23 protein-coding genes are annotated in these 25,629 nt (G+C 66.4%); 14 read left to right on the top strand and 9 right to left on the bottom strand.

Annotated features, from left to right (window positions below):
- Positions 1–14 precede the first annotated feature (14 nt).
- The 3 genes from aceF to IFT60_RS02670 all read left to right on the top strand — a co-directional run bounded on the left by aceF (position 15) and on the right by IFT60_RS02670 (position 3,857).
- Complete coding sequence (gene aceF / locus IFT60_RS02660) at positions 15–1,343, top strand: dihydrolipoyllysine-residue acetyltransferase (protein ID WP_192049199.1); 1,329 nt, start codon at positions 15–17, stop codon at positions 1,341–1,343.
- 12 nt (positions 1,344–1,355) lie between these two features.
- Positions 1,356–3,221, top strand: coding sequence for a dihydrolipoyl dehydrogenase (gene lpdA, locus IFT60_RS02665; protein ID WP_192049201.1), 1,866 nt, complete (start codon positions 1,356–1,358; stop codon positions 3,219–3,221).
- Between the two features lie 312 nt (positions 3,222–3,533).
- Positions 3,534–3,857 carry a hypothetical protein gene (locus IFT60_RS02670; protein ID WP_192049203.1) on the top strand — a complete coding sequence of 108 codons (324 nt, stop codon included), beginning with the start codon at positions 3,534–3,536 and terminating at the stop codon, positions 3,855–3,857.
- Between the two features lie 216 nt (positions 3,858–4,073).
- Here the strand turns inward: IFT60_RS02670 and IFT60_RS02675 are convergent, their stop codons facing one another.
- Complete coding sequence (locus tag IFT60_RS02675; protein WP_192049205.1) at positions 4,074–4,487, bottom strand: DUF2141 domain-containing protein; 414 nt, start codon at positions 4,485–4,487, stop codon at positions 4,074–4,076.
- Between the two features lie 91 nt (positions 4,488–4,578).
- Here IFT60_RS02675 and IFT60_RS02680 point away from each other — a divergent pair, with 91 nt between their 5' ends.
- Positions 4,579–5,103, top strand: a complete 525-nt coding sequence (locus IFT60_RS02680; RefSeq protein ID WP_192049207.1) for a sterol desaturase family protein — start codon at positions 4,579–4,581, stop codon at positions 5,101–5,103.
- Here IFT60_RS02680 and crtB read toward each other — a convergent pair.
- The 7 genes from crtB to IFT60_RS02715 all read right to left on the bottom strand — a co-directional run bounded on the left by crtB (position 5,000) and on the right by IFT60_RS02715 (position 12,325).
- A complete protein-coding gene (crtB, locus tag IFT60_RS02685; RefSeq protein WP_192049209.1) occupies positions 5,000–6,001 on the bottom strand; it encodes a 15-cis-phytoene synthase CrtB in 1,002 nt (333 codons plus the stop codon). The two genes, IFT60_RS02680 and crtB, sit on opposite strands and share 104 nt — an antisense overlap.
- Positions 5,998–7,494 (bottom strand): phytoene desaturase, encoded by a 1,497-nt coding sequence (locus IFT60_RS02690; protein WP_192049212.1) that lies wholly within the window; start codon positions 7,492–7,494, stop codon positions 5,998–6,000. Before IFT60_RS02690 ends, crtB begins: the two co-directional genes overlap by 4 nt.
- Positions 7,491–8,705 carry a lycopene beta-cyclase CrtY gene (gene crtY, locus IFT60_RS02695; protein ID WP_374000239.1) on the bottom strand — a complete coding sequence of 405 codons (1,215 nt, stop codon included), beginning with the start codon at positions 8,703–8,705 and terminating at the stop codon, positions 7,491–7,493. Before crtY ends, IFT60_RS02690 begins: the two co-directional genes overlap by 4 nt.
- On the bottom strand, positions 8,698–10,002 hold the full coding sequence (locus tag IFT60_RS02700; protein WP_192049216.1) for a glycosyltransferase: 1,305 nt from the start codon (positions 10,000–10,002) through the stop codon (positions 8,698–8,700). The genes crtY and IFT60_RS02700 overlap by 8 nt, the downstream gene beginning before the upstream one ends.
- Before the next feature lie 48 nt (positions 10,003–10,050).
- Entirely contained in the window at positions 10,051–11,046 is a 996-nt protein-coding gene (locus IFT60_RS02705) for a polyprenyl synthetase family protein (RefSeq protein ID WP_192049218.1), read from the bottom strand.
- 318 nt (positions 11,047–11,364) lie between these two features.
- Positions 11,365–11,550: a hypothetical protein gene (locus IFT60_RS02710; protein ID WP_192049220.1), complete on the bottom strand. Its 186-nt coding sequence runs from the start codon at positions 11,548–11,550 to the stop codon at positions 11,365–11,367.
- A 118-nt stretch (positions 11,551–11,668) separates the two neighbouring features.
- On the bottom strand, positions 11,669–12,325 hold the full coding sequence (locus IFT60_RS02715; RefSeq protein WP_192049222.1) for a TetR/AcrR family transcriptional regulator: 657 nt from the start codon (positions 12,323–12,325) through the stop codon (positions 11,669–11,671).
- Between the two features lie 132 nt (positions 12,326–12,457).
- Between IFT60_RS02715 and IFT60_RS02720 the strand changes: the two genes are divergently transcribed.
- From IFT60_RS02720 to IFT60_RS02735, 4 genes are all read left to right on the top strand, one after another.
- Positions 12,458–13,636 carry an HlyD family secretion protein gene (locus tag IFT60_RS02720; protein WP_192049224.1) on the top strand — a complete coding sequence of 393 codons (1,179 nt, stop codon included), beginning with the start codon at positions 12,458–12,460 and terminating at the stop codon, positions 13,634–13,636.
- Positions 13,637–13,645: 9 nt separating this feature from the next.
- Positions 13,646–15,250 carry a DHA2 family efflux MFS transporter permease subunit gene (locus IFT60_RS02725; protein WP_192049227.1) on the top strand — a complete coding sequence of 535 codons (1,605 nt, stop codon included), beginning with the start codon at positions 13,646–13,648 and terminating at the stop codon, positions 15,248–15,250.
- A 26-nt stretch (positions 15,251–15,276) separates the two neighbouring features.
- On the top strand, positions 15,277–16,749 hold the full coding sequence (locus IFT60_RS02730; RefSeq protein WP_229510656.1) for an efflux transporter outer membrane subunit: 1,473 nt from the start codon (positions 15,277–15,279) through the stop codon (positions 16,747–16,749).
- A gap of 65 nt (positions 16,750–16,814) precedes the next feature.
- Positions 16,815–17,855, top strand: a complete 1,041-nt coding sequence (locus IFT60_RS02735; RefSeq protein WP_192049229.1) for a WD40/YVTN/BNR-like repeat-containing protein — start codon at positions 16,815–16,817, stop codon at positions 17,853–17,855.
- Between the two features lie 52 nt (positions 17,856–17,907).
- Here the strand turns inward: IFT60_RS02735 and IFT60_RS02740 are convergent, their stop codons facing one another.
- Positions 17,908–18,456 (bottom strand): REP-associated tyrosine transposase, encoded by a 549-nt coding sequence (locus IFT60_RS02740; protein WP_192049232.1) that lies wholly within the window; start codon positions 18,454–18,456, stop codon positions 17,908–17,910.
- Positions 18,457–18,646: 190 nt separating this feature from the next.
- Between IFT60_RS02740 and IFT60_RS02745 the strand changes: the two genes are divergently transcribed.
- The 6 genes from IFT60_RS02745 to IFT60_RS02770 all read left to right on the top strand — a co-directional run bounded on the left by IFT60_RS02745 (position 18,647) and on the right by IFT60_RS02770 (position 25,592).
- On the top strand, positions 18,647–20,380 hold the full coding sequence (locus IFT60_RS02745; protein ID WP_192049234.1) for a DUF8614 domain-containing protein: 1,734 nt from the start codon (positions 18,647–18,649) through the stop codon (positions 20,378–20,380).
- Positions 20,381–20,557: 177 nt separating this feature from the next.
- Positions 20,558–21,250, top strand: coding sequence for a hypothetical protein (locus tag IFT60_RS02750; RefSeq protein WP_192049236.1), 693 nt, complete (start codon positions 20,558–20,560; stop codon positions 21,248–21,250).
- Positions 21,251–21,376: 126 nt separating this feature from the next.
- A complete protein-coding gene (locus IFT60_RS02755; RefSeq protein WP_192049238.1) occupies positions 21,377–22,321 on the top strand; it encodes a BON domain-containing protein in 945 nt (314 codons plus the stop codon).
- 135 nt (positions 22,322–22,456) lie between these two features.
- Positions 22,457–23,293 (top strand): HDOD domain-containing protein, encoded by an 837-nt coding sequence (locus tag IFT60_RS02760; protein ID WP_192049241.1) that lies wholly within the window; start codon positions 22,457–22,459, stop codon positions 23,291–23,293.
- Between the two features lie 86 nt (positions 23,294–23,379).
- The gene (locus IFT60_RS02765; protein WP_374000244.1) at positions 23,380–24,810 is read left to right on the top strand and encodes an NfeD family protein; all 1,431 of its coding nucleotides are present in this window, start codon (positions 23,380–23,382) and stop codon (positions 24,808–24,810) included.
- 20 nt (positions 24,811–24,830) lie between these two features.
- Positions 24,831–25,592, top strand: coding sequence for a slipin family protein (locus IFT60_RS02770; protein WP_197986192.1), 762 nt, complete (start codon positions 24,831–24,833; stop codon positions 25,590–25,592).
- Positions 25,593–25,629: the final 37 nt, after the last annotated feature.

A 25,629-nucleotide genomic window follows, 5' to 3' on the forward strand; every position in this document is an offset into this window, starting at 1 on the left:
ACGGAGCTAATACGATGAGCATTGTGGAAGTCAAAGTCCCGGACATCGGCGACTTCAAGGAAGTCGAAGTCATCGAACTGATGGTCAAGCCAGGCGACACGATCAAGGTCGACCAGTCGCTTGTCACCGTCGAATCGGACAAGGCGAGCATGGAGATCCCATCCAGCCACGCCGGCGTCGTCAAGGAAATCAAGGTCAAGGTCGGCGACAAGGTCGCCGAAGGGTCGCTCGTGCTGATGCTCGAGGAAGCCGAGGGTGGCGCTGCCGCGCCGGCGCCGGCTGCCGAAGCTGCACCGGCCGCTGCGCCTGCTGCCGCGCCGGCGCCTGCTGCCGCACCGGCTCCAGCGCCAGCTGCCGCCCCTGCGCCGGCACCGGCTGCTGCACCGGCACCTGCCGCTGCCCCAGCCGGCGACGCATCCAAAGCCCACGCCTCACCATCGATCCGCAAGTTCGCGCGCGAACTCGGCGTCGACCTGTCGCGCGTGCCGGGCACCGGTCCGAAGAACCGCATCACGCAAATCGACGTGCAGAACTTCGTCAAGGGCGTGATGGCTGCTCCAGCCGCTGCTGCCCCGGCCAAGGGCGGCTCCGGCGTCGGCCTCGACCTGCTGCCATGGCCATCGCTCGACTTCTCGAAGTTCGGCCCGACCGAACTGCTGCCGCTGTCGCGCATCAAGAAGATCAGCGGTCCGAACCTGCACCGCAACTGGGTCATGATCCCGCACGTCACGACCTTCGACGAAGCCGACGTCACCGACCTGGAACAGTTCCGCGTCGATTCGAACGCGGCATTGGCCAAGCAGAAGTCGGCTGTGAAACTAACCATGCTGGCATTCGTGATCAAGGCATCGGTCGCCGCACTGAAGAAATTCCCGCAATTTAATGCCTCGCTCAGCGAAGACGGCGCCAACCTGATCCTCAAGCAGTACTACAACATCGGCTTCGCGGCCGACACCCCGAACGGCCTGGTGGTCCCGGTCGTGAAGGATGCGGACAAGAAGACCGTGTCGCAGATCGCCACCGAGATGGGCGAACTGTCGGCGCAGGCGCGCGAAGGCAAATTGAGCCCGGCGAACATGCAGGGCGCGACCTTCACCATTTCGTCGCTGGGCGGCATTGGCGGTACGGCCTTCACGCCGATCATCAATGCGCCGGAATTGGCGATCCTCGGCCTGTCGAAATCGGCCATGAAGCCGGTGTGGGACGGTTCGACCTTCCAGCCGCGCCTGATGCTGCCGCTGTCGCTGTCCTACGACCACCGCGTGATCGATGGCGCCGGTGCCGCCCGCTTCGCCGCCTACCTGGCCGAAGTGCTGGCCGACCTGCGCAAGACCCTTCTGTAAGGAGCGCCGAGAATGAGCACTGTTGAAGTAAAAGTCCCGAACATCGGCGATTTCAAGGACGTCGAAATCATCGAACTGATGGTCAAGCCCGGCGACACGATCAAGGTCGACCAGTCGCTGGTCACCGTGGAATCGGACAAGGCGTCGATGGAGATTCCATCGACCCACGCCGGCGTGGTGCAGGAATTGAAAGTGAAGGTCGGCGACAAGGTGAACGAAGGTTCGCTGCTGCTGATGATCGAGGAAAGCGGCGCGGGTGCTCCTGCGTCTGCTCCGGCCGCTGCTGCCCCGGCGGCTGTCGAGTCGTCGAAGCCTGCTGCCCAGATCGGCGCGCAAGCCGTGGCGCCGACGGCTGCCGCCGGCCCGACCGATTCCTACGCACCGGCCCATAAAGCCGATGCGGCCACGCCTGGCGCCGTGCCTGCGCCTGCTGCCTCGAGCTACAGCGGCCAGGTCGACGTCGAATGCGAGATGATGGTGCTGGGCGCCGGTCCCGGCGGCTATTCGGCCGCCTTCCGTTCAGCCGACCTCGGCATGAACACGGTGCTGGTCGAAAAGTACGCCACCCTGGGCGGCGTCTGCCTGAACGTGGGCTGCATTCCGTCCAAAGCCTTGCTGCACGTGGCGCACATCATCGACGAGACCGCGCACATGGCCGACCTCGGCGTGAGCTTCGCGAAACCGGACGTCGACATCGACAAGCTGCGTGCCTACAAGGATGGCGTCATCAAGAAGATGACGGGCGGCCTGGCCGGCATGTCCAAGGCGCGCAAGGTGACGGTGGTCCAGGGCGTGGGCCAGTTCCTCAGCTCGAACCACATCGAAGTCACCGGTCCGGACGGCGCGAAAAAAGTGGTGAAGTTCGCGAAAGCGATCATCGCCGCTGGCTCCTCGGTCGTGAAGCTCCCATTCGTGCCGGAAGACCCGCGCATCGTCGATTCGACCGGCGCGCTGGAGCTGCGCCAGGTGCCGAAGAAGATGCTGGTCATCGGCGGCGGCATCATCGGCCTGGAGATGGCGACCGTGTACAGCACGCTGGGCGCACGCATCGACGTCGTCGAAATGATGGATGGCCTGATGCAGGGCGCGGACCGCGATGCGGTCAAGGTCTGGCAGAAGTACAACGAAGCGCGCTTCGACAAGATCATGTTGAAGACCAAGACCGTCGGCGTGGAAGCGCTGCCGGAAGGGATCAAGGTCACGTTCGAGTCGGCCGAAGCCGGCGTCGCCGCGCCTGAACCGCAGCTGTACGACATGGTGCTGGTGGCCGTCGGCCGCAGCCCGAACGGCAAGAAGATCGCGGCCGACAAGGCCGGCGTGGCAGTGACCGACCGCGGCTTCATCGGCGTGGACGGCCAGATGCGCACCAACGTGCCGCACATCTTCGCCATCGGCGACCTGGTCGGCCAGCCGATGCTGGCGCACAAGGCGGTGCACGAAGCGCACGTCGCGGCGGAAGCGGCGCACGGCGAAAAGGCCTACTTCGATGCGAAAGTCATTCCATCGGTGGCCTACACCGATCCGGAAGTGGCATGGGCCGGCATCACCGAAGACGAAGCCAAGCAGAAGGGCGTCAAGGTCGAGAAGGGCCACTTCCCGTGGGCTGCCTCGGGCCGCGCCGTCGCCAACGGCCGCGACGAAGGCTTCACCAAGCTGCTGTTCGACGCCGAGACCGGCCGCATCATCGGCGGCGCCATCGTCGGCACGAATGCCGGCGACATGATCGGCGAGATCGCGCTCGCCATCGAGATGGGCGCCGACGGCGTCGACATCGGCAAGACGATCCACCCGCACCCGACGCTGGGTGAGTCGATCGGCATGGCCGCCGAAGTCTACAAGGGCGTCTGCACCGATTTGCCGCCGCCGCGCAAGCGCTGATCGTCAGCTAGTTGCAGCAACACCGAAACGGGACCGAAAGGTCCCGTTTTTTATGCCGTTGTGTCCGCTTGTAGGGTGGGCGCCCTGTGCCCACGCGAAAGCATGCACCTTGTTGGCCCCTTTTTGATGGCGTGTCCGCGCATCGTTCCGCGTGGGCACGGGGCGCCCACCCTACTGGTCCGCACATCTGTTCAACCTGTCGGCGCACAAGCAATTTTCCAGTTGCGCCATGCTCCAGCCGCGCTATGATGAACGTGCGCAGCGGCGAGCCGAAGCGACGCCGAACGCAGATGCGTGTCACAGGAGACTGACATGGAAGAGCACGGTACTGAATACGTCGGGACGCTGTTCGTCCTGCCCGCCTCGCGAGCTTTCGAGCTGCATACGACGCTGCACGGCTTGCCTGTCACGCTGACCGGGACGATCGCGCAGCACCTGGCGGCGCAATTCGCGGGGACCGATGCGGTCGGCGGGCACATCGATGCGCGCCAGCTGAGCGCGCAGCCGCGGCGCGTCGAGATCCTCACCCGCGATCACCACGAGCGCCACCATGCCTCGCGCAAGGTGCATTTCTTGATGCGGGTGTTCGATGCGGGTGTGCAGGCGGCGGCGCAGGAAACGACCACCAGCGTTTGAATACCGTAGGGTGAGCACTTGTGCTCACGCGGTCGTACGGTCGCAATGCCTGAACACTTGTAAGGCCCGTACGTTTTGTGCACTACGGCCGGGTTTCGGGTTTCGAACCGCATACGCCGCACCGCATGGGCACGGAGTGCCCGGTGAACCCGTCATTGATGCCATTGGCATCAATGACGCCGTACATTACGCGGACGCTGCGGATCCCGAACCCCTTCAGCGCAGGCGCACCGCGGCCGTCGCCGGCGCGTCGCCGATCTCGATCGCCGCGTCCTCGAAGTCCGGCGGGCCGAACTTGCTGCGCGCGTCGCGGCTGAAGCCGTAGGGTTCCTTCGGGATGCCGAGCAGGTTGGTGTCGAGTTTGCCGTTGGCGTTCTCGTCCTGGTAGGCGACCACGGCCCAGGTACCCGGCGGCACGTCCTTGACCGCGACCAGCGTTTCGCCGGCCTGGGCCGGGACCGAGGCGCTGTAGGCGCACTGCTTGAGGAAGCGTTCCTTGTCGCAGACGGCGACGTTGACTTTGCCCTTGGCCGTGACGCCGGCGACGCGGACCTCGACCGTGGCGGCCGCAGCAGTGGCAGCGCACAGCAGCAAGACGCTGGACAGAGTGATGCGAACTAGCTGTTTCATTGAATTTTCCTTGTTGATGTTGTCGGTGCAAGGCCGGGACATTCCTTCATCTCCAGCCGTGCACCGGGGCGCCTTATGGTAGGCTGCTTTCATGCTGCTCAATACGCTCATCGTCATCGCCACCGTCGTCTTCATGGAAATTTTTTCCATCGTGGCGCACAAGTACATCATGCACGGCTTCGGCTGGGGCTGGCATCGCTCGCACCACGAACCCCGCACGGGATGGTTCGAGAAAAACGATTTATATGCCGTCGTCTTCGCCGGCATCGCCATCACCCTGATCTGGTTCGGCACCGAAGGCGCCTGGCCGCTGCAATGGATCGGCGCCGGAATGACCGCGTATGGCGTGCTGTATTTCGTCGCCCACGACGGCCTGGTGCACCGGCGCTGGCCCTTCCAGTACACGCCGCGCAGCGGCTACGCCAAGCGGCTGTACCAGGCGCATCGCATGCACCATGCGGTCGAGGGCAAGGATGGCGCGGTCTCGTTTGGCTTCCTGTATGCGCCTTCCGTCACGACCCTGAAACGCCAGTTGCAGGCGCTGCATGGCGGGGGACCGGTTCGTAAGGGACGTCCACCGCGGGACGCTGCCACAAGCCGGCAGGACGCGGCCTAGCACGGCGCAGGCGCGACAGCAGCGCCTCGACGCCGCCTTTTACCAACAGCAGCAGCTTGGTCGCCTTCGAGGTGCCGACGCGCTCGTCCCAGGCGGCCGGTCCGCGCGCTTTCACTTCGATGCCGATCTGGCGGTAGACGTTGCGCGCGGTGGCGATCGCCCAGGCCGAGCGCAGCGGCAGGGCACCGATGCCGTCTATGGCCGACGCATAATAGGGTTCGGCATGGTCGACCAGGCGCGCCGCCACCTTGGCCAGCGCCACGCGGTGCCGCGGCAGCGCGATTTCAGTTTCCGGAATCCCGGCTTCGCGCAGCCACTGTGCGGGCAGGTAGCAGCGTCCGATGCGGGCGTCGTCGACGATGTCGCGTGCGATGTTCGTCAGCTGGAAGGCCAGGCCCAGGTCGCAGGCGTGATCCAGCACCCTGGCATCTTTCGCGCCCATGATCTGCGCCATCATCAGGCCGACCACGCCGGCCACGTGATAGCAGTAGCGCAGCGTGTCCTCGATCGTCTCGTATTTCACCGCGTCGACGTCCATGCCGAAGCCGGCCAGGTGATCGAAGGCGTAGCGCGGCGCGATGCCCTGGCCGAGCGCGACTTCCTGGAAGGCGGCAAAGGCGGGGTCCGTCATCGCTTCGCCGGCATAGGCGCGGCGTGTCTGCTCGTACAATCGCGCCAGTTCGGCGTGCGGGTCGTGGCTGGCGGCGGGCGCCACGCCAAAGCCCAGTTCCTGGCCGTCGACGACGTCGTCGCAGTGGCGGCACCATGCGTAGAGCATCAGCACACTGCGCCGGGTGGCGGGGTCGAACAGTCTGGCCGCGGCCGCGAAACTCTTCGAGCCGACCTTGATGGTTTCGGTCGCATGCTCGAGCAGGGCTGCATCGACGGGCGCGTTCATGCCAGCGCCTCCGCCAGCATCAGCCCTGCGGTCGCCTTGGCCGAGCCGATCACGCCCGGCACGCCCGCGCCCGGATGGGTGCCGGCGCCAACCAGGTACAGGTTGTGCAGGTCGCGGTCGCGGTTGTGCGGGCGGAACCAGGCGCTTTGGGTCAGCACCGGTTCCAGCGAGAAGGCCGAGCCGACGTGGGCATTCAACTGGTCGCGGAAATCGAAGGGGGTAAAGATGCGGCTGGTGACGAGCTGGCTGCGCAGGCCCGGCATGTAGCGTTCTTCGAGGTACTGGAAAATCTTGTCGCGGTAGCGCGGTCCCTCCACGTCCCAGTCGATGTCGGCATTGCCCAGGTGCGGCACCGGCGCCAGCACGTAATGGCTGCCGCAGCCGGGCGGCGCCAGCGACGGATCGGTGACGCAGGGCGCGTGCAAATAAAGCGAAAAATCGTCGGCCAGCGCCTTGCCCTTGAAGATTTCGTCGATCAGGCCGCGGTAGCGCGGGCCGAAGCAGACGGTGTGGTGCTGCAGCTGGCTATGGTGGTGATTCAATCCAAAATAGATCACGAACAGCGAATTGCTGAAGCGCTTCTTCTGCAGGCTGGCGCCTTCTTCCGCGCCGCGCCGGTGTCCGTTCAGCAGCGCCGTGTAGGTGTGCACCACGTCGGCATTCGAGGCCACCGCATCGGCCGGGAACAGGCGGCCGTCTTCCAGGCGCACGCCGCTGGCGCGCTCGCCCCGGGTTTCGATTTGGGCCACGGCGGCATTGAGTTCGATGCGCCCGCCGATGTCCTCGAACAGGCGCACCAGCCCCCTGACCAGTGCCCCGGTGCCGCCGCGCGGGAACCAGACGCCCCAGCGCCGCTCGAGCGCGTGGATCAGCGTGTAGATCGAGGAGGTGGCGAAGGGATTGCCGCCGACCAGCAGCGAGTGGAAGGAAAATGCCTGGCGCAGGTGTTCGTTTTCGACGAACTTCGACACCATGCCGTAGACGCTGCGCCAGGCCTGCAGCTTGGCCAGCTGCGGGCCGGCCGCGATCATGTCGCGGAAGGTCAGGAAGGGCACGGTGCCGAGCTTGATGTAACCCTCTTCGAACACCGCCTTCGAGTACGCCAGGAAGCGCTGGTAACCGGCCACGTCGGCCGGATTGATGGCGTGGATCTGGCGGTCGAGCACTTCCTGGTCGTTGGCGTAATCGAAATGGCTGCCGTCTTCCCAGCACAGGCGGTAGAAGGGAGACACCGGCAGCATCTCGACGTAATCCTCGATGCGCTTGCCGGCCAGCGTAAACAGCTCTTCGATGCAGGACGGGTCGGTGATGACGGTCGGACCGGCGTCGAAGACAAAGCCCTGGTCTTCGTAGACATAGGCGCGCCCGCCCGGTTTGTCGCGCTTTTCGAGCAGCGTCGTTTGCGTGCCGCCGGCCTGCAGGCGGATCGCCAGGGCCAGGCCGCCGAAGCCGGCGCCGACCACGACCGCGGTTTTTGGATGTGCTGCGTTCATTCGAAGTTCCTGATCTGACGGGGGTGAAGCCTGCGCGCGGCGTCGAAGGCCGCGCGCACGGGGACGGGAGGTTTGCCGCTGAGGATGCGCAGCTTGTCGAACAGGTGCAGGCGCGCGGCATAGAAGCGTTCGATCAGCGGCGCCGGCAGGCGATAAAAGCGCGCCATGACGCGCCAGCGGTTGTCCGGGCTGCCGGCCAGGAACAGCATGCGATTGAGCAGCCGGAAAAAAGCTTGATCCTTCCAGGCGCTGCGGGCCTCTGCCCGGATCGCGGCGAACAGGCTTGGGGCGCTCAGGTCGGCGAGGCCGGCGATGCGCTCGGCCAGGCGCACCGCGTGCGGCAGCGAATAGCCGGTGGTGGCGTGGAACAGGCCGGCGCGCAGGCCGGAAGCGGGCTGGCCATCGAGGTCGGACCAGAAACCGTCGATGTCGCCGGCCAGCACGATCGGCAGCGAGCCGTGTTCTTCGCGCAGGACTTCGGCGACCGTCCAGCCGCGCGTGCGGGCATAGGCGGCGATGTTGGCGCGCAGGCGCTCGGGTTCCCAGACGCCGGTGTCGACGTAATGGGTGTCCTCGATCAGCACGCGGTCGGGGCCGAACGGGAGCAGGTAGACGAAGCGGTAGCCGCCTTGCTGGGCGACGCTGGCGTCCATGATCACGGGGGCAGTCAAACCATGTGGGACGGTCAGTCTCACTTCCTGGCCGAGAAAGGTCTGGTAGCCGAGCGCCAGGCGCGTGCCCCGCTGCGCGCCGCGGCCGTCGATGACGGCGCCGGCCACAAGCTGCTCGCCGCCGGCCAGGCGCACCGTGGTCGGGGTGATCGCTTCCACGCGCGCGTCGGTGCGCAGCGCGGGCCCGAGCGCGTCTCCAATCACGCGCGCGAAATCGTCGGACAGGATGCTGGCATAGCCGCTCTCCAGGGTGCGCGCATAGCCGGGGAAGACCACCTCGTACTTCGGCCAGCGGCAACCGACCAGCGGCGCCAGCCAGACGCGCTGGTTCAGGTCGAGGTCGCCGTCGTGGAAGGACCAGGTGTGGTTGCCGCCGATCGCGTCGTCCGCTTCGAGCAGCAGGATCTTCAGTTCGGGGCGCTCGCTGCGCAGGCGCCAGGCGATCAAGCCATTCGCCAGTCCGCCGCCGACCAGGATCAGGTCGTACCTTGGCGCAGGAGCCGGAGCGCCCGGCGTGGGCACGGCATGCAGCTTATCCACGATGCACCCGGCTCCCTGTGACCGCATTCGCGTCCAGTCCCAGCGCCGCTTCGACGATATCGGCGGCACGTTCGCTGCCGCCGGCTTCGCGCACGCTGGCGGCCAGCGGTGCGCAGCGCTGCTTGAAACCCGGTTCGTCGAGCAGGCGGCGCAGGCGCCGTGCGAGTTCGGTGGCGCCCGTAAAACGCGGCGACGCCGACAGGCCGATGCCGGCATGGCGGATACGCGCTGCCACGCCCGGCTGGTCGAAGGCGATCGGCAGCGCCAGGATCGGAGTGTCGTGCGCGACCGCATCCATCACCGTGTTCAGGCCGGCGTGCGAGACGATGGCGTCGGCGCGCGCGATCGCCGCTTCCTGCGGCGCAAAGGCGCAGACCCAGGTGGCGCCATGCCGCTCGAGCGCCTGTGCCTGGCGCGCATCGAGCCCGCCGCAATGCGCGATCAACAGTTGCGCGTCGAGCTGGCGGCACGCCCTGGCGATGCGTTTGAAAAGGTCGAAACGGTGGCCCTGCAAGGTACCGAGCGAAGCGAAGATGAAGGGACGGCCGGGCTGGACGGCGGGCAGGGCGTCGATGCGCGCCGGCGCCTGGTGCGTGGGCGCGCGCAGCGGGCCGACGTGCTGGAAACCGACGGGCAAACCCTGGCGCGGGAAATCGAAGGCAGCCACGGTCTGGCTGATCTGGGCGAAGGGCGACAGGCATTCGTGCAGGGCGCCACGCACGCGGATGCCGAGCCCACGGCAGGCGTCTTCGATGGCGCGCCGGTGCGGCGTCATCATCCAGTCGTAGACGTGGGTACTGCCTTCGAACATGTGCAATGCGCGTTCGCCCGTGCTCCAGTCGAAGGGCATCACGGGCAATGGAATGCCCGGTTCGCGGTTGACCGGCAGCGCGCAGGCGACGGAAATGAAGGGCATGCCGAGCGCTTCGGCTACCAGGGCGCCGGCTGGCTCCATCTGGTCGGCCAGCACGGCGTCGATGTCCAGCTCCTCAAATGCGCGCGGCAGTTCGCCGCACAGCATGGCGCTGCCGGCGGCCATGTCGAGGATGACGCGGCGCAGCCCGAGCGGGCTGCCGGGATTGGCCGCGCGCCGCAGCGACTGCGCCAGCGAGCCGGGCGGATGGCTGGCGGCGCCGACCGCGTGGAAATGGAGGCGGGGGTCGTTCAGGTAGGCGGCCGCATCCGGCCGCTGGAAGAAGGTGACACGGTGGCCGCGCGCGACCAGCGCCAGGGCGAGCGCCGACAGCGCGCTCGCATGGCTGTAGAAGGCAGGGGCGACCACGCCGAAATGTGCCATCGGTCGGTCCCGGCTAGATGCGCTGCAGCGTGAACGGCGGCTGCGCGCTCAATGGCGCACCTGGTGCTGCGCCGCGCTGGCGCCAGCGTTGGCCCCCCAGCGGAAACCCGCGCCCTGGCCGAACAGCGTGCCGACGAAACGGCGCGTGTGCTGCCGGGCGCCGATGGCGTCGGCCAGGTGGCGGTCGGCGTCGTCGAGGTAACCGGCCAGGCGTTTGCGCGCTTCCTCGAAGCCGAGCACGTTGGTGAGCGTGGCCTTACCGAGGTCCTTGCCGGTGTCCTTGCCGCTTTCGTTGCCAGCGAGGCTGCTGCCAACGACCGGGTCGTCGAGGAAATCGTCGCGGATCTGGAAGGCGTGGCCGGCCGCCAGCGCAAAGGCGCGCAGCGACTGGGCGACGCACTCGTCGGTTTCGGCCAGGATGGCGGCCATGTCGACCGAGACGCCGAGCAGCACGCCGGTTTTCAGTTCGTTGGTGGTGGCGATGTCCTGTTCCGAGCGCTGGCCGCCGGCGCGCAGGTCTTCGAACTGGCCGCGCACCAGGCCTTGGGTGCCGACCGTCTCGGCCAGCTTCGCCACCAGGCGCGCGCGCACGGCCGGGGCGACGCCGGGCGCGGTGGCGAGCACGCCGAAGGCGCGGCTGAGCAGGGCGACGGACGCGAGGATGGCGACGTCTTCGCCATACTGCACGTGAACCGTCGGCTGGCCGCGGCGCAGCATGGCGTTGTCCATGCACGGCATGTCGTCGAGGATCAGCGAGGCGGCGTGCACCATCTCGACCGCGCAGGCGATATCGGTCAGCGCGGGGGAGGCGCAGCCGAGGTCGCGCGCGACCAGCATCAGCAACAGCGGACGCATGCGCTTGCCGGCGCCGAGCGTGCCCGCGCGCATGGCTGCCGCCAGGGCATCGTTGCCGTTGGCGCTGTCGGGCAGCAGTTGGGCAATCCGTTCCTCGAACTCGTGCCGGATCGCGGCCAGTTCGGTCAGCCACGGATCGCCCCGCTTGTCGAGATCGAGCCCCTTGATACGTCCAGTCATCGTCGTCATGCGCGATCCTCGTGCGGAAGAGATTAAGTGCGGGATTGGGTGTGAAACTCAGTGCGACGGTGTAAATGACGAATATTGTTGAATTCGTAACGTATCATACCGGATTCGACCTCACGGAATCGTCAATTGTTCAACGGTGCGGGCGGGTGGTCGACTGATCCTCGTCAAATTTACCGTTTAATAAGGCGTGAAGGAGGGGGTGTCCCGGCCTTGTCCCGCCAAGCTGAGAGACCGTTCGCGACGGCACATGAAAAATGCCGCCAAGCGCAAGCCGGGCGGCATTTTCATGGTGGCGCCAAGATGGCGCCGAATCGGCAATCAGCCGTAGCTGGTCCAGCTTTGCGGGATCTCGATATGCCCCGATTTGGCGGCATCGGCATAGGCGCGCATTTCGGCAAGCACTGCTTCAAGTTGCTCGTTGCCCGGGTTTTGCAAGAAACCCTTCATGCGCTCATGCAGCGACGCCTGCTGGTCGCGCCATTCGTAACGGGAAGTCTTGCTCATGCTACCCCCTTGCAGCGTTCTGCTGTGATGTTCTTGTTGAGATCCATGACATCCTCCTTGATAAGGGGTTCAGGTTCTCATGGCACCCGGATCGGGTCGGTGCGATGACGCACATTCGTTATCTCAGCACGGCGCGGTAGAACAGTTCCAGGCGCTGTTCCAGCAGGCGATGCGCTTCGTCGTGCGAGGGCTGATCGTGCGGAAAGACGAAGCGCTGCATGGCATCGCCCGAGATCCAGCTGGTGATCAAGGCGGGCAATTCCTCGAAGGGCAGGTCGGCGCGCAATTGCGCACGGATATCGGGGCGGACGAAGAAGCGCTCGAGCATCTCGCGCGTCAGGCGCGGGCCGGTGTCGTAGAAGGTACGGGCCAGTTCCGGGTTGTCGCCGGCTTCCGCGATCACCACGCGCTGCATCGCAATCAATTGATCCTGGCAGAGCAGGTCATAGAACTGGTGCGCGAAATCGTCGACCACCTCGCGGAATGGCCGCAGGTCGTGTTCCATGTCGCGGATGCGGAAGAACGTGTCGCGGCGCGACATCAGCACCGCCTCGAGCAGGCCGGCCTTGCCGCCGAATTTGACGTAGATGGTGCGCACGGCAACGCGCGCGGCGCGGGCAATGGACTCCAGGCTGGTGCGCGTGTAGCCGTTGGCCAGGAACAACTGCGCCGCGACGTCGATCAGGTCTTGCATGCGCGCCTCGACGTCGCTCGCCTTGGGGCGGCCGGCGCTGCGCAGGCAGGGTGCGCTGCTCTCTTGCGATGATTTGCTCATGGCGTCACTGTAATTCACGCACTAATGAAATGCAACCGTTTCATTTCTTGACGAACGGGAGCGCTTGTCGAATAATGGAGGACTGCCTCATTTACTCGGTCTCGTTTTTTAGTCTCTTCTCGGAGTCGCACCATGTCCCAAACGCAGCCTTCAAGCGAGCACAAGCCGCTTGGCAATGTTCCCTCAGCGGCAGCACCGGCAGCCGCGGGCAAGACCCCGCCCAACAAGCGCGTGCTGGCCGTGGTCGGCCTGATCGCGGTCGCCGCGCTGTTTGCCGGCGGCCGCATGTGGTACCGCAGCCATAACTTCGTCGATACCGAAAACGCCTACGTGGCCGGCCACGTGCACCCGGTGTCGGCGCGCATCGCCGGCGTCGTCACGCGCGTGCTGGTGGAAGACAACCAGCACGTGAAGGCGGGCGATGTCATCGCCGAACTCGATCCGGCCGACCAGCACGTGCGTGTCGAGCAGATCGAGGCGCAAATCGCCAGCGCGAAGCAGCAAGTCATCCAGGCCGACGCGCAAGTCGAGCAGGTGCGGGCCCAGGCCCAGGCGGCGCAGGCGCAGGTTGGCCAGTCGCAGGCGCTGGCCCTGCGCGCGCGCCAGGATGCCGAGCGTTTCAGCCAGCTGTACACCAAGCAGATGAAGGCCGTCTCGAAAGCCGAAGTCGACGCCGCCAACGCCGCCCGCACCGCCGCCGCCGCCGACGTCAACGCACGCCGCGACAACGCCAGCGCCGCCCAGGCCCAGATCACGGCCGCGTCGTCCGCGCGCGATGTTTTTAAAGCCCAGATCAAGGTGCTGCAGGCGCAGCTGAAGGATGCGAAGCAGCAGGTTGGCTACAGCCGCATCGTCGCGCCTGTCGATGGCCGCATCGGCCGCCGCAGCGTGGAGGTCGGCGCGCGCGTGCAGCCGGGCCAGCAACTCGTGGCCGTGGTCGAAGATAAAGTCTGGGTCACCGCCAACTTCAAGGAAACCCAGCTGGCCGGCCTCAAACCGGGCCAGGAAGTCGAGCTGCAAATCGACGCGCTGCCGGACGAACACCTGGTCGGCCGCGTCGACAGCTTCTCGCCGGCCTCGGGCAACCAGTTCGCGCTGCTGCCGGCCGATAATGCGACCGGCAACTTCACCAAGATCGTGCAGCGCGTGCCTGTCAAGATCACGCTGGCCCCGGCCGACGTGCAGCGCCTTACCGGCCGCCTGGTGCCGGGCATGTCGGTGGTGGCCGAAGTCGACCTGCGCAAGGAAGTCGAGCAAACCCGGGTCGAGCCGAAGACCACGGCGGCGAAGACGACCGCAGCGGTCAACTAAGGACGCTCCATGACGAGTACCACCAAGGCGGCGCCCGCCGCCTTTCCCGGCGCGCCCGCCGCCAGCGCGGCCATCGGGCTGCGCACCTGGATCGCGGTCGCCGCCGGCATGCTCGGCGCCTTCATGGCGGTGCTCGACATCCAGATCACCAATTCGTCGCTGCGCGACATCCTGGGCACGCTCTCGGCGACCCAGGAAGAGGGCTCCTGGATCTCGACCGCCTACCTGTGCGCCGAGATCGTCGTCATTCCGATGACGGCGCTGTTCGCGCGCGCCTTTGGCGTACGCGCCTACATGATCGGCACCACGTCCCTGTTCCTGGTGTTCTCGACCCTGTGCGGCGCCGCCTGGAATCTGGAGAGCATGATCGTGTTCCGCATGCTGCAGGGCTTTACCGGCGGCGCCCTGATCCCAATGGCGATGACGCTGGTGATGACGCGCCTGCCCGCGTCCAAGCGCGCGGTCGGCATGGCCATTTTCGGCCTCACCGCGACGCTGGCGCCGGCCATGGGTCCGACCCTGGGCGGCTACCTGTCGGAGCTGTACGGCTGGCCCTCGATCTTCTATATCAACTGGGTGCCGGGCGTGCTGCTCATCGCCGGCATCATGTGGGGCCTGGACCGCGAGCCGATCCAGATCAAGCAGCTGGTCAACGCCGACTGGCTCGGCATCGGCCTGATGGCGATGGGCCTCGGCTGCCTGACGATCTTCCTGGAAGAGGGCAATTCGAAGGACTGGTTCGATTCGCAGTTCATCATCACCTTCGCCTCGCTGTCGCTGGTCGGCATCCTGGGTTGGATCGCCACCGCCTTTACGCGCCAGCAGTCGTTCGTGAACCTGCGCCTGTACGGGCAGCGCAACTTCCTGATCGCTACCGTACTGTCGGCCGTGACCGGCATGGGCCTGTATGGCTCGTCTTACCTGCTGCCGCTGTACCTGGGCCAGATCGCCGGCTACACGCCGATGCAGATCGGCGAAGTCATCGCCTGGGTCGGTTTGCCGCAGCTGTTCGTGATGCCGTTCGCCGCGGCGCTGTCGTCGAAAGTCGACAACCGCATCATGTGCAGCTTCGGTCTGCTGCTGTTCGGCGGCTCCTGCCTGATGAACGCTTTCATGGATGCGAACACCGGTTACGACCAGCTGATGTGGACGCAAGTGGTGCGCGCCATCGGCCAGCCGTTCGTGATGCTGACGCTGTCGAATTTTGCGATGCAGGGCATCGCGCCGAAGGACATGCCGTCGGCATCGAGCCTGTTCAACATGACGCGCAACCTGGGCGGCTCGATCGGCATCGCCATGCTGGCCACCTCGCTCACCAACCGCGAGCATTTCCACTCGGCGCGCATCGGCGAATCGGTGTCGAGCTATGCCGCGCCGACCCAGGAACGCATCGAGCAGATGACGCAAGCCTTCATGGCCAGCGGCATCGACCCGGCCACCGCCGCCAACCAGGCCCTGGCCGCGCTCGACCGCATCGTGCGGCGCGAAGCCTATGTGATGGCCTATAACGACGGCTTCTTTATCGTCGGGATCATCCTGGTGGGCTGCATCGCCATGGTCTGGCTGGCCGACAAGGTCAAGTCCCCCGGCGGCGCCGGCGGTGGTGGTCATTGAACCAATTTGAAGAGATGAGAAAAACGATGTTCGATTCCTTTATGCGGATGTTCCCGCAACGTGCTTCCGTCATGAGTGTGGCGGCCGCGCTGGCCCTGAGTGGCTGCTCCACCATCGGCCCGAATTTCGTCGCCCCGGAAGCGGTCGAGACGCCGGCCTACCGTCATGTCGAGGCCGCACCGGCTGCGCCGAGCGACACTGCGCGCCTGCCGGCCACCTGGTGGACCGTGTTCGACGACGCCACCCTGAGCGGCCTGGAAGAGCGCGCCCTGCGCAACAACCCGGGCGCGAAAGCGGCGGCCGAGCGCCTGCTGCAGGCGCAGGCGCAGCTGGGCGTGCTGCGCGCCGGCCAGGCGCCGAACGTGTCGGTGAACGCGGGCGTGTCGAATTCGCGCACCTCGGCCGAGACCTCGCAGGCGCTGGCGCTGGGCGGGCGTTCGATCGAAGGCAACAACTTCAGCATCGGCGCCGCGCTCTCGTATGAGCTGGACCTGTGGGGCCGCGTGCGCCGCATCGTCGAAGCGGCCGACGCCCAGGCGCTGGCTGCCCAGGACGACCGCGACGGCGTGCTGCTGATGCTGTCGAGCCAGGTGGCGCAAAACTACTGGCAGCTGCGCGGCCTGGATGCCGAACAGGCGATCCTGGCGAATGCGCTGGCCGCCCGGCGCGAAGCGCAGGAACTGGTCGAGGCACGCTTCAACGCCGGCCTGTCGAACGAGCTGGACGTCTCTCGCGCGCGCGTCGAACGCGCGAATGCCGAAGCCGACCTGCACGAAGTGCAGCGCCAGCGCAACCTGGTCGAACACGCCTTGTCGGTGCTGGTTGGCACCTCGCCGAGCACGCCGCTGCTGAGCGCCGAAGCGAAGCCGGCGCTGCCGCTGCCGCCAAGCATTCCGGTCGGCCTGCCGGCCAGCCTGCTGGCGCAGCGTCCCGACCTGGCCGCGAGCGTGGCGGGCCTGCGCGCCGCGAATGCGCAGGTCGGCGTGGCCGAAGGCATGTTCTATCCGTCGCTGACCCTGACCAGCAATTTCGGCTACGCCTCGCAATCGCTGCGCGACCTGGCCGGCGGCAGCGCGCGCCAGTTCTCGGTCGGCCCGCTGGCGCTGTCTCTGCCGGTCTTCGACGGCGGCCGCAACGGGGCCAATCTCGCCTTGTACAAGGCGCGCTACGAGGAAGCGGTGGCGAATCACGAGAACCGCCTGCTGACCGCGTTGCGCGAAGTCGAAGACGCGTTGTCGGACGTGCAGCAGCGCCAGAAGCAGGGCGACGTGCAGGCCGAGGCGCAAGCCGCGTCGGCGCGCGCGCTGCTGGTGGCGCAGGCCCGCTACGAGCGCGGCCTGTCGACCTACCTCGACGTCATCGACGCCCAGCGCAGCACGCTCGCCGCCGACCGCGCCGCCGCCCAGATCCGCACCCAGCGTTTGCTGGCCTCGGTCGCCGTCGCCCGCGCGCTCGGTGGCGGCTGGTCCGAGGGAGCGCCGCTGGCGACGGTACGCTGATTCTCCTCGCAGGCATGGGCCGGCAGTGTAATATCGGCAATCATCATCTTTCGACGCCGCTGCCCATGTCCGTTCGCTCCCTCCTGATTGCCTCCCTGCTGTGCGCAGGCTCCGCCTCCGCGCAGACTTCCCCATCCTGGCACGCCGAGACCAGCGGCACCACTGCGGAGCTGCGCGGCCTGTCCGTCGTCAGCGACAAGGTGGCCTGGGCCAGCGGTGCCGAAGGCACCGTGTTGCGCACGGTCGACGGCGTCCACTGGCAGGCACTGCAGGTGCCGGATGCCGGCGCCATCGACCTGCGCGACATTCATGCCTTCGACGCCCGCTCCGCCATCGTGATGGGCGCCGGACCGGGCGCGGCGTCGCGCCTGTATGCGACCGCCGATGGCGGCGCGAGCTGGCGGCTGCTGGCCACCAACACCCATGCGGACGGCTTCTGGGACGCGATGGCATTCTGGGACAAGGACAACGGCATCCTGTTCGGCGATCCGGTGGACGGCCGCTTCCAGGTCTACGTGACGAGCGACGGCGGCGCGAGCTGGCGGGCAGTCGAGGCCAGCGGGCTGGAGGCCATGCCGAACGAGGGCGCGTTCGCGGCCAGCGGCACCTGCCTCACCGTGGCCGGTACGAACGACGCCTGGATCGCGACCGGCGGCGCCGCCAACTCGCGCGTCTTCCACTCAAGCGACCGTGGACGCAGCTGGCGCGCGGCAGCGACGCCGATCCCGGCCGGCGCCCCGGCAAAGGGCGTATTCTCGGTCGCATTCGCGAACGTGAAGGAGGGCGTGGCGGTGGGCGGCGATTACAAGGAACGCCTGCTGGCCGGCGTCAACGGCGCGCTGACCGCGGACGGCGGGGCCACCTGGACGCCGGCACAGGTCGCGCCGGCCGGCTACATGTCGGTGGTGGTGCCGGTCCCCGGCGCCGCGCGCACGTTCGTCGCCGCCGGCCTGGCCGGCTCCGGCGTCTCGCGCGACGGCGGCAAGCGCTGGACCGTGCTGGCCGACACGCCGGTGAATACGGTCGGCTTCGCGAATCCCTCGACCGGCTGGGCAGTGGGGCCGAAGGGGCTGTTGATGAAATATACGGGTCCGGCGCTGAATTAGGGTGTCGTAGGGCGGGCATGCCCGCGTTACGTGCGCACGCCCACCCCACCGCTTAATCCAAATCGCGCGTCCGCGCATCCACCGTCCCACCCCAATCCTGCGCATACACCCCATCGCGCACATACCGGTGAAACGTCGAATGCTCCCACTCGCCGACGTTCAACACGAACCCGTGCTTCACCGGATTGAAATGCACGTAATCCATATGCCGTTCGAAATCGGTCTCGTTGCGAATCTGATGCTCCCAGAACCGCCGCTGCCAGATCGTCGATTCATTCTTCTTCTTCGCTGAGCGCGTCAACAATGCAGGATCATGCAGCGTTTCGCGGCACAAGTGCGACACGTAGCGCTTGATCTCGCCCCAACGCCTTCCATAATCGAAGTCCCGTTCCGGCAAGGTCCAGATGCAGTGCATGTGAGTCGGCATCAGCACCCAGGCGTCGATCGTGAACGGACGTGATGCGCGCACGGAGGTGATCGATTGCCGCAGGGCGGCGCGAAAATGCGGGTCGCAAAAGATCGGGCGGCGCTGGTAAGCGACGACGGTGAAGAAATAGGTAGGGCCAGAGTGGAGGCGGCGGTAGTAGGCATGGTGCGGCATCGTAGCCGGGCGAGCCGATTGCCCGAATGCGTCAGCGCAAAGGTGTCACGCATGCGGTGGCGATATGCATACGAAAGGCCGCGGGCATGCCCGCCCTACGGTGCACCGACGTCCCGGTTAAAACACGTGGGACCATCCGTTCACCGTATTACAATCCCCCCGATTGCATTCCAATTCAAACAGGGGACACATGAAACACCTACTCGCACCTCTCGTGCTGGCCATCGCGGCCGGCGCCGTCTGCGCAGCCGAAGCGCCAGCCGTCAAACCCCAGGCCGCGACGGTCGCCGAACTGAACGCGATGGCGAAGCGCTTCGCGCCGGTCGAGCTGCGCGCCGATACGGCGGCGCTGTCGCAAGGCGACCGTGCGGCGATCGGCAAACTGATCGAGGCGGCGAAGATCATCGACACCCTGCAGCTGCGCCAGCGCTGGTCCGGCAACGAGGCGCTGTGGGCGGCGCTGCAAAGGGACACGACGCCGCTGGGCAAGGCGCGCCAGCATTACTTTTGGCTGAACAAGGGGCCATGGTCGATCATCGACGGCAATGCCTCCTTCATGCCGCCGGAAGTCGCGGGCATCCGCATCCCGGCGCGCAAACCCGACGGTGCGAATTTCTATCCGGCCGGCGCCAGCAAGGAGGCGCTGGAAGCCTGGATGAACGGCCTGTCCGCGAAAGACAAGGAAGCGGCGCAATGGTATTTCACCGTGATCCGCACGGGGCAGGACGGCAAATTCCGCAGCGTGAACTATTCGGAAGAGTACAAGCCGGAACTGGAAAAACTGGCCAAGCTGCTGCGCGACGCCGCCGCCAGTACCGACAACGCCTCGCTCAAAAAATTCCTGCTGCTGCGCGCCGATGCCTTCCTGTCGAACGATTACCTGGCGTCCGACTTCGCCTGGATGGACCTCGACTCGCCCGTCGATATCACGATCGGGCCGTATGAAACCTATAACGACGAGCTGTTCGGCTACAAGGCCGCCTTCGAGGCCTACGTCAGCGTGCGCGATGCGAAAGAGACGCAAAAGCTGAACTTCTTCGGCAAGCACATGCAGGAGCTGGAAGACAACCTGCCGCTCGATAAACAGTACCGCAACCCGAAGGTCGGGGCGATGGCGCCGATGGTGGTGGTGAACCAGGTGTATGGCGCGGGCGACGGCAACATGGGCGTGCAGACGGCCGCCTATAACTTGCCGAACGACGAGCGCATCATCCGCGAGCGCGGCTCGAAGCGCGTGATGTTGAAGAATATCCAGGAAGCGAAGTTCGAGTCGACCCTGAAGCCGATCACGAAGCTGGTACTGCGGCCGCAAGACCAGAAAGACCTCGATTTCGATTCCTTCTTCACCCATATCCTGGCGCACGAAATCACGCACGGCCTGGGACCGCACCACACGAAAGTGAACGGCAAGGAATCGACCCCGCGCCAGGACCTGAAAGAAACCTACTCGACCATCGAGGAAGCGAAAGCCGACGTCACCGGCCTCTGGGCGCTGGCCTACATGATGGACAAGGGCCAACTGAAGGACACGCTGGGGCAGGGCGCGGCCGCCGAGCGCAAGCTGTACAACACCTTCCTCGCCTCATGCTTCCGCACGCTGCACTTCGGCCTGACCGACTCGCACGCGCGCGGCATGGCGATCCAGGTGAACTACCTGCTCGACAAAGGCGCCTTTGTCTCGCACGGCGACGGCACCTTCTCGGTCGATTTCAAGAAGATCAAACAGGCCGTGATCGAGCTCGACCGCGAATTCCTGACGATCGAGGCGACTGGCGACTATGCCCGCGCCAAGGCGATGATGGCGAAGTACGTCGTCATCCGTCCGGACGTGCAGAAGGCGCTCGACAAGATGAAGGCGGTGCCGAACGACATTCGCCCGGCCTTTGTCACGGCGACTGCCTTGACCGGCGGCGACAAGCGCTAAAGGATGCAGGGCAGGCCTGTTCATCCTGTGCAGCCTGCCCGCGAACTGTTGTTTGCACGCCGCACAGGCGCGCCCGCGCATTGTCGCTTTGAACAGGAGCAAAAATATTTCTGAATGGGAAGATATTCTGGGTCATAGAATTGCTCGAAGGCATTTCATCGAACCCGGAAATCTCCCATGTTCAAATCTTCGCTTTACCTTGCGCTGCTGGTCCCCCTCCTTGCCGGCGCCAGCGCCCAGGCCGTTGAATTGACCGCGCTCGAACAGCGCTGGCTGCAGGCGGCGGCGCCAGTCCTCGTCTATTCCCAGCAACTGAAACTGCCGATCGACATCACCGTCCAGCCGCAGGCGCGCGTCAACGACGTGCCGCTGGCGATGGGCTACGATCGCGGCCGCTGCAAGCTGGTGATGTCCTTGCGCGGCAATCCGCAGGCGGAAGCCGTGTTTGCCAACGTGCCGGTCGAGCAACAAGGCGAGCTGATCGAGGCGATGGCGGCGCACGAGATCGCCCATTGCTGGCGCCATGCGAAAGGCGCGTGGAATGCGCTGCCGGCCGGTTTTACGGAGGCGGGCGAGGAAACCGCCAGCGACGCGTCGCTGCTGGCTGTGTCGCGCGCGCTGCGCGAGTCGCGCCGTGAGGAAGCCTTTGCCGACATGGCGGCGCTGGCCTGGACCCGCCACCGCAATCCGCAGGCTTACGCACGCGTGCATGGCTGGCTCGCCACGGTGCGCGCCGGGCAGACGCCGCGCGGCGGCCATGACACCCGCGCCTGGGTCGCGCTGGCGGGCGATGGGCAGCGTTTCGACAGCGCCGGCGCCCCGTTCGAGGCTGCCGAGCCGCTGTGGCGCGAAGGGCTGCTACAGGATTGACGGGGCAGGCCGACCTGGGCGCAGTTCGTTTATGGTTTTTTGGGCAAGCGTACGTTGTCGCACAGATTGTGCGGGGTGGCCGGCGTTTAATGGCGCTATCACAACAACTGACCCAAGGAACCCGCCATGAAATCCTTGCTCGCTACCCTGCTGGCCACCGCAGTCGGCGCCACCTTCGCTACCGCGCCGGCCGCCGCCCAAACCCACGATGCAGCGACCCAACGCAGCGCAACCCAGAAGGCCGAAGCCGACTACAAGGCCGCCACGGCCAAGTGCGACGCGAAACGCGACGCCGACAAGGACAGCTGCATGAACAACGCCAAGTCGGTGCGCACCGCGGCACTGGCCGACGCCAAGGCTGGCCGCGACGGCAAATCGGGCAGTAAATCGGACGGCGGCCTGATCGCCAGCACCGACACCAAGGATCCGGTCAAGGCAGCCGCCGTCGCCAAGTGCGAGCAGGCCGCCGGCAGTGCCAATACCGGCTGCCTGGTCGACAGCAAGGGCAACGTGACGACGATGGCCGGCCGCGCCGAGAACGCCACCGAGCGCGCCGCCGACAATACCAGGGCCGCCGCCGCCACCGCCGTCGACAAGACCAAGGCGGTTGCTTCGACCGTGGCCGAAAAGACCAAGGACGTCGCTTCGACCGTTGTCGACAAGACCAAGGCAGTTGCCTCGACCGTGGCGCAAAAGACCGGGAACGCGGCCGAGAACGTCGGCGACAAGACCCGCGAAGTTGCCGCCGATGCCAGGGAAAACACCAGGGACGCGGCATCGACCGCCGCCGTGAAGACCGATAACGCCACCGACCGCGTCGCCGATAAAACCCGTGACGCCGGCCGTACCACCGCCGTCGCCGCCTCCGACACCGCGCTCACCACCAAGGTGAAAGCGAGCCTGCTGGCGCAGCCGGAACTGAAATCGCTGGGCATCCACGTCGAGACCGAGAAGGGCGTCGTCATGCTGAGCGGCTTCGTCGAATCGAAGGCCGAAGCCGACCAGGCACTCAAGGCCGCCAAGGCGGTCGACGGCGTCACCACCGTGAAGAGCGCGATCAAGGTCAAGTAAGGTCAAAATAAGCGAGTAGTACGCAGCGCGCGCGGCCGTTTCGGCGTCTGCGCGCGCTTTTGCGTCCGCAGTAGCCGGCCCATCCGTGGCGGTCGTGTAAACACGCGGCCCGGCGGGCGCGGTTATAATTTTCGGGTGAACAAACTCGAAGCCTTCGGATACATCGTGGCGCAAGCCGCGCGCGGTGATATCACACTCCCCACCAGTGTCAATGCCGTGCTGCGCCTGCAGCAAGCGCTCGACGATCCCGATTGTCCGCTCGACGAGGCCATCCGGCTCGTGCTGGCCGAGCCGCTGCTGGCCGCGCGCACCGTCGCGCTGGCGAACTCGGCCGCCTTCAGCGGCGGCGGCCCGCCACTGACCAATGTGCGCGCGGCGGTGACGCGCATGGGTTACCGGCGCCTGCAGTCGCTCGTCGCCAGCCTGGTGGTGCGCCAGTTCGGCAGCCGCATCAAGGACCCCGGCCTGCGCGCCAAGGCCGAACAGCTGTGGCAGCACACCACCCACGTGGCGGCGCTGGCCTGGTCGCTGGCGCGCCACGTCACCGGCGCCAATCCGGATACGGCGCTGTTCGCCGGCATCATCCACGAGGTCGGCGGCTTTTATCTGCTCTCGCGTGCCGACGAATTCCCCGGGCTGCTGGACGACGATCCCGAGCAATGGGGCGAGCTGTGCGAGGACGTGGTGGGCCTCGAGGTGCTCAAGAAACTGTCGGTGCCCGCGCCGGTGCTGGACGCCATCGGCCAGTTGCGCCGCGCCTGGGTCAACATGCCGCCGTCGACCCTGCTCGACACCTTGCTGCTGGCGAACCAGTACGCACCGGTCGCGTCGCCGCTCGGCGCGCCGCCGCCGCCCTGGCCGGACCACGCCGACAGCGCGCTCGATTTCGTCCTCGACGAGGAACTGCTGGAGGATATCCGGCATGAGGCGGCCGAGACTTGCCGGGCGATGGGCGGACCGCTGTTGGTTTGATTCTTTACCTGCCGCAAACGACGGCCGGGAACCAAGGACGAGGCCAGCCGTTCTAACCGTGGTGAGCTACTACTGCGGGAGAGTAAGTGGATCGTCATGTGGCGGGCTGGCCGTCCAAGATTGTGTACTTGCTGTGCCTGGCTTGGCTGCTCGGGCTACCGGGCGCCCCGGCCGTGTTCGCACAGCCGCGTCCAGCCAATGCCGTGACCCTGCTTACCGTCGACGGTCCGATCGGCCCGGCCTATGCCGATTATGTCGAGCGCGGCATCGCTGCGGCAGCCGCAAGAGGGCACCGGCTCGTCGTCCTCCAGATCGACACGCCGGGCGGGCTCGATACCGCCATGCGCGTGACCGTGCGCGCCATCCTTGCCGCGCCGATCCCCGTTGCCTGTTTCGTGGCGCCAGGCGGCGCCCGCGCCGCCAGCGCCGGCACCTACATCTTGTACGCCTGCCATGTCGCGGCGATGGCGCCAGGGACGAACCTGGGCGCGGCCACACCGGTGCAGGTCGGCGCCGGGCCCGATCCTCCCGCAGTCAAGCCGGGAGACGACAAGCCGCGCCAGCCGTCGACGCTGGAAAGCAAGGCCGTCAACGATGCCGCCGCCTATTTGCGCGGCCTGGCGCAGCTACGCGGCCGCAATGCGGTCTGGGCCGAGGCAGCGGTGCGCCAGTCGGTGAGCCTGTCGGCCGAAGATGCGCTCGCGGCCAAGGTCGTCGATCATGTTGCGCGCGACGTTCCCGGCTTGCTGGCACAGGCGAACGGGCGCAGCGTCAGCGTGCGCGGCCAGCCCTGGCGCATCGACAGCGCGGGCGTCGCCATCGTCGACACGCCGCCGGACTGGCGCACGCGCCTGCTGGCGGCCATCACCAATCCCAGCGTCGCCCTGATCCTGCTGTCGGTCGGCGTGTACGGCCTGCTGTTCGAATTCATGAGTCCGGGCGCGGTGCTGCCGGGCGTGGTGGGGGCAATCTGCCTGCTGCTCGGTCTGTACGGTTTACAGCTATTGCCGATCAATTATTCGGGGCTGGCGCTGATCTTCTTCGGGCTGGCCTGCATGGTGGCCGAAGCCTTCCTGCCCAGTTTCGGGGTGATCGGTTTCGGTGGCGTGGTCGCCTTTGTCATCGGCGCCTTGCTCCTGTTCGACAGCGAGGCGCCGGGTTTCGGATTGCCGCTGGGGCTGGTGGGCGGCGTCGCCGTCGTGGCCGCGCTGCTGGTGGGCGCCACGGCCCATGTCGCCATGCGCACGCGGCGCCGGCCGCGCGTTGGCGCGCTGGCTTCGATCGAAGGCAGCATTGGCGAAGTACTGGGCAACGGGGCCGGCGAAGGGGATGGGAATCCCACGAGCGGGATATGGGCGAATGTCGGCGGCGAGACCTGGCAGGTGACGGCCGACACGCCGCTGGTACGCGGCGAGCGGGTGCGCGTGCTGGGACGGCGCGGGCGCGTGCTGCTGGTGGCGCCGCTGGGGCAGGGGCCGCCCGCCGGTAAGGAGCCGTCTACCGATGGATACTCGTAGTTCAGAACGAGGAGCGCAACATGCTGTTCAACCTGAGTTTCGGCTTGTCCCTGCTGATCGTGGTGGCGCTGGTGCTGCTGGCGATGTCGGTGCGCGTGCTGCGCGAGTACGAGCGCGGCGTCGTGTTCCAGCTCGGGCGCTTCTGGGCGGTGAAGGGGCCGGGCCTGATCATCCTGATCCCGGTGCTGCAGCAAATGGTGCGGGTCGACCTGCGCACCATCGTCCTCGACGTGCCGAAGCAGGACGTGATTTCGCGCGACAACGTGTCGGTGAAGGTGAATGCGGTGCTGTACTTCCGCGTGGTCGATCCGGAGCGCGCCATCATCCAGGTGGCGAATTTCATGGAAGCGACCAGCCAGCTGGCCCAGACGACGCTGCGCTCGGTGCTCGGCAAGCACGAACTCGACGACATGCTGGCCGAGCGCGAACGCCTGAACATCGACATCCAGCAGGTGCTCGACGCCCAGACCGATGCCTGGGGCATCAAGGTCGCCAATGTCGAGATCAAGCACGTCGACCTCGACGAATCGATGGTGCGCGCAATCGCCCGCCAGGCCGAAGCCGAACGCGAGCGCCGCGCCAAGGTCATCCACGCCGAAGGAGAATTGCAGGCATCCGAAAAGCTGATGCAGGCCGCCGAAGTGCTCGCCCGCCAGCAGGGCGCGATGCAGCTGCGCTACCTGCAAACCCTGTCCACGCTGGCCAGCGACAAGACCACCACGATTGTCTTCCCAATGCCAGTGGAAATGCTGTCAAACCTGATGGGAGGCCGGGAACGTTAAGTTTTCTGTTTTTTGTTAGCGCTACCCGTAGGATGGG

This window comes from Massilia sp. CFBP 13721 (assembly GCF_014842025.1).
Taxonomy (GTDB): Bacteria; Pseudomonadota; Gammaproteobacteria; order Burkholderiales; family Burkholderiaceae_D; genus Telluria.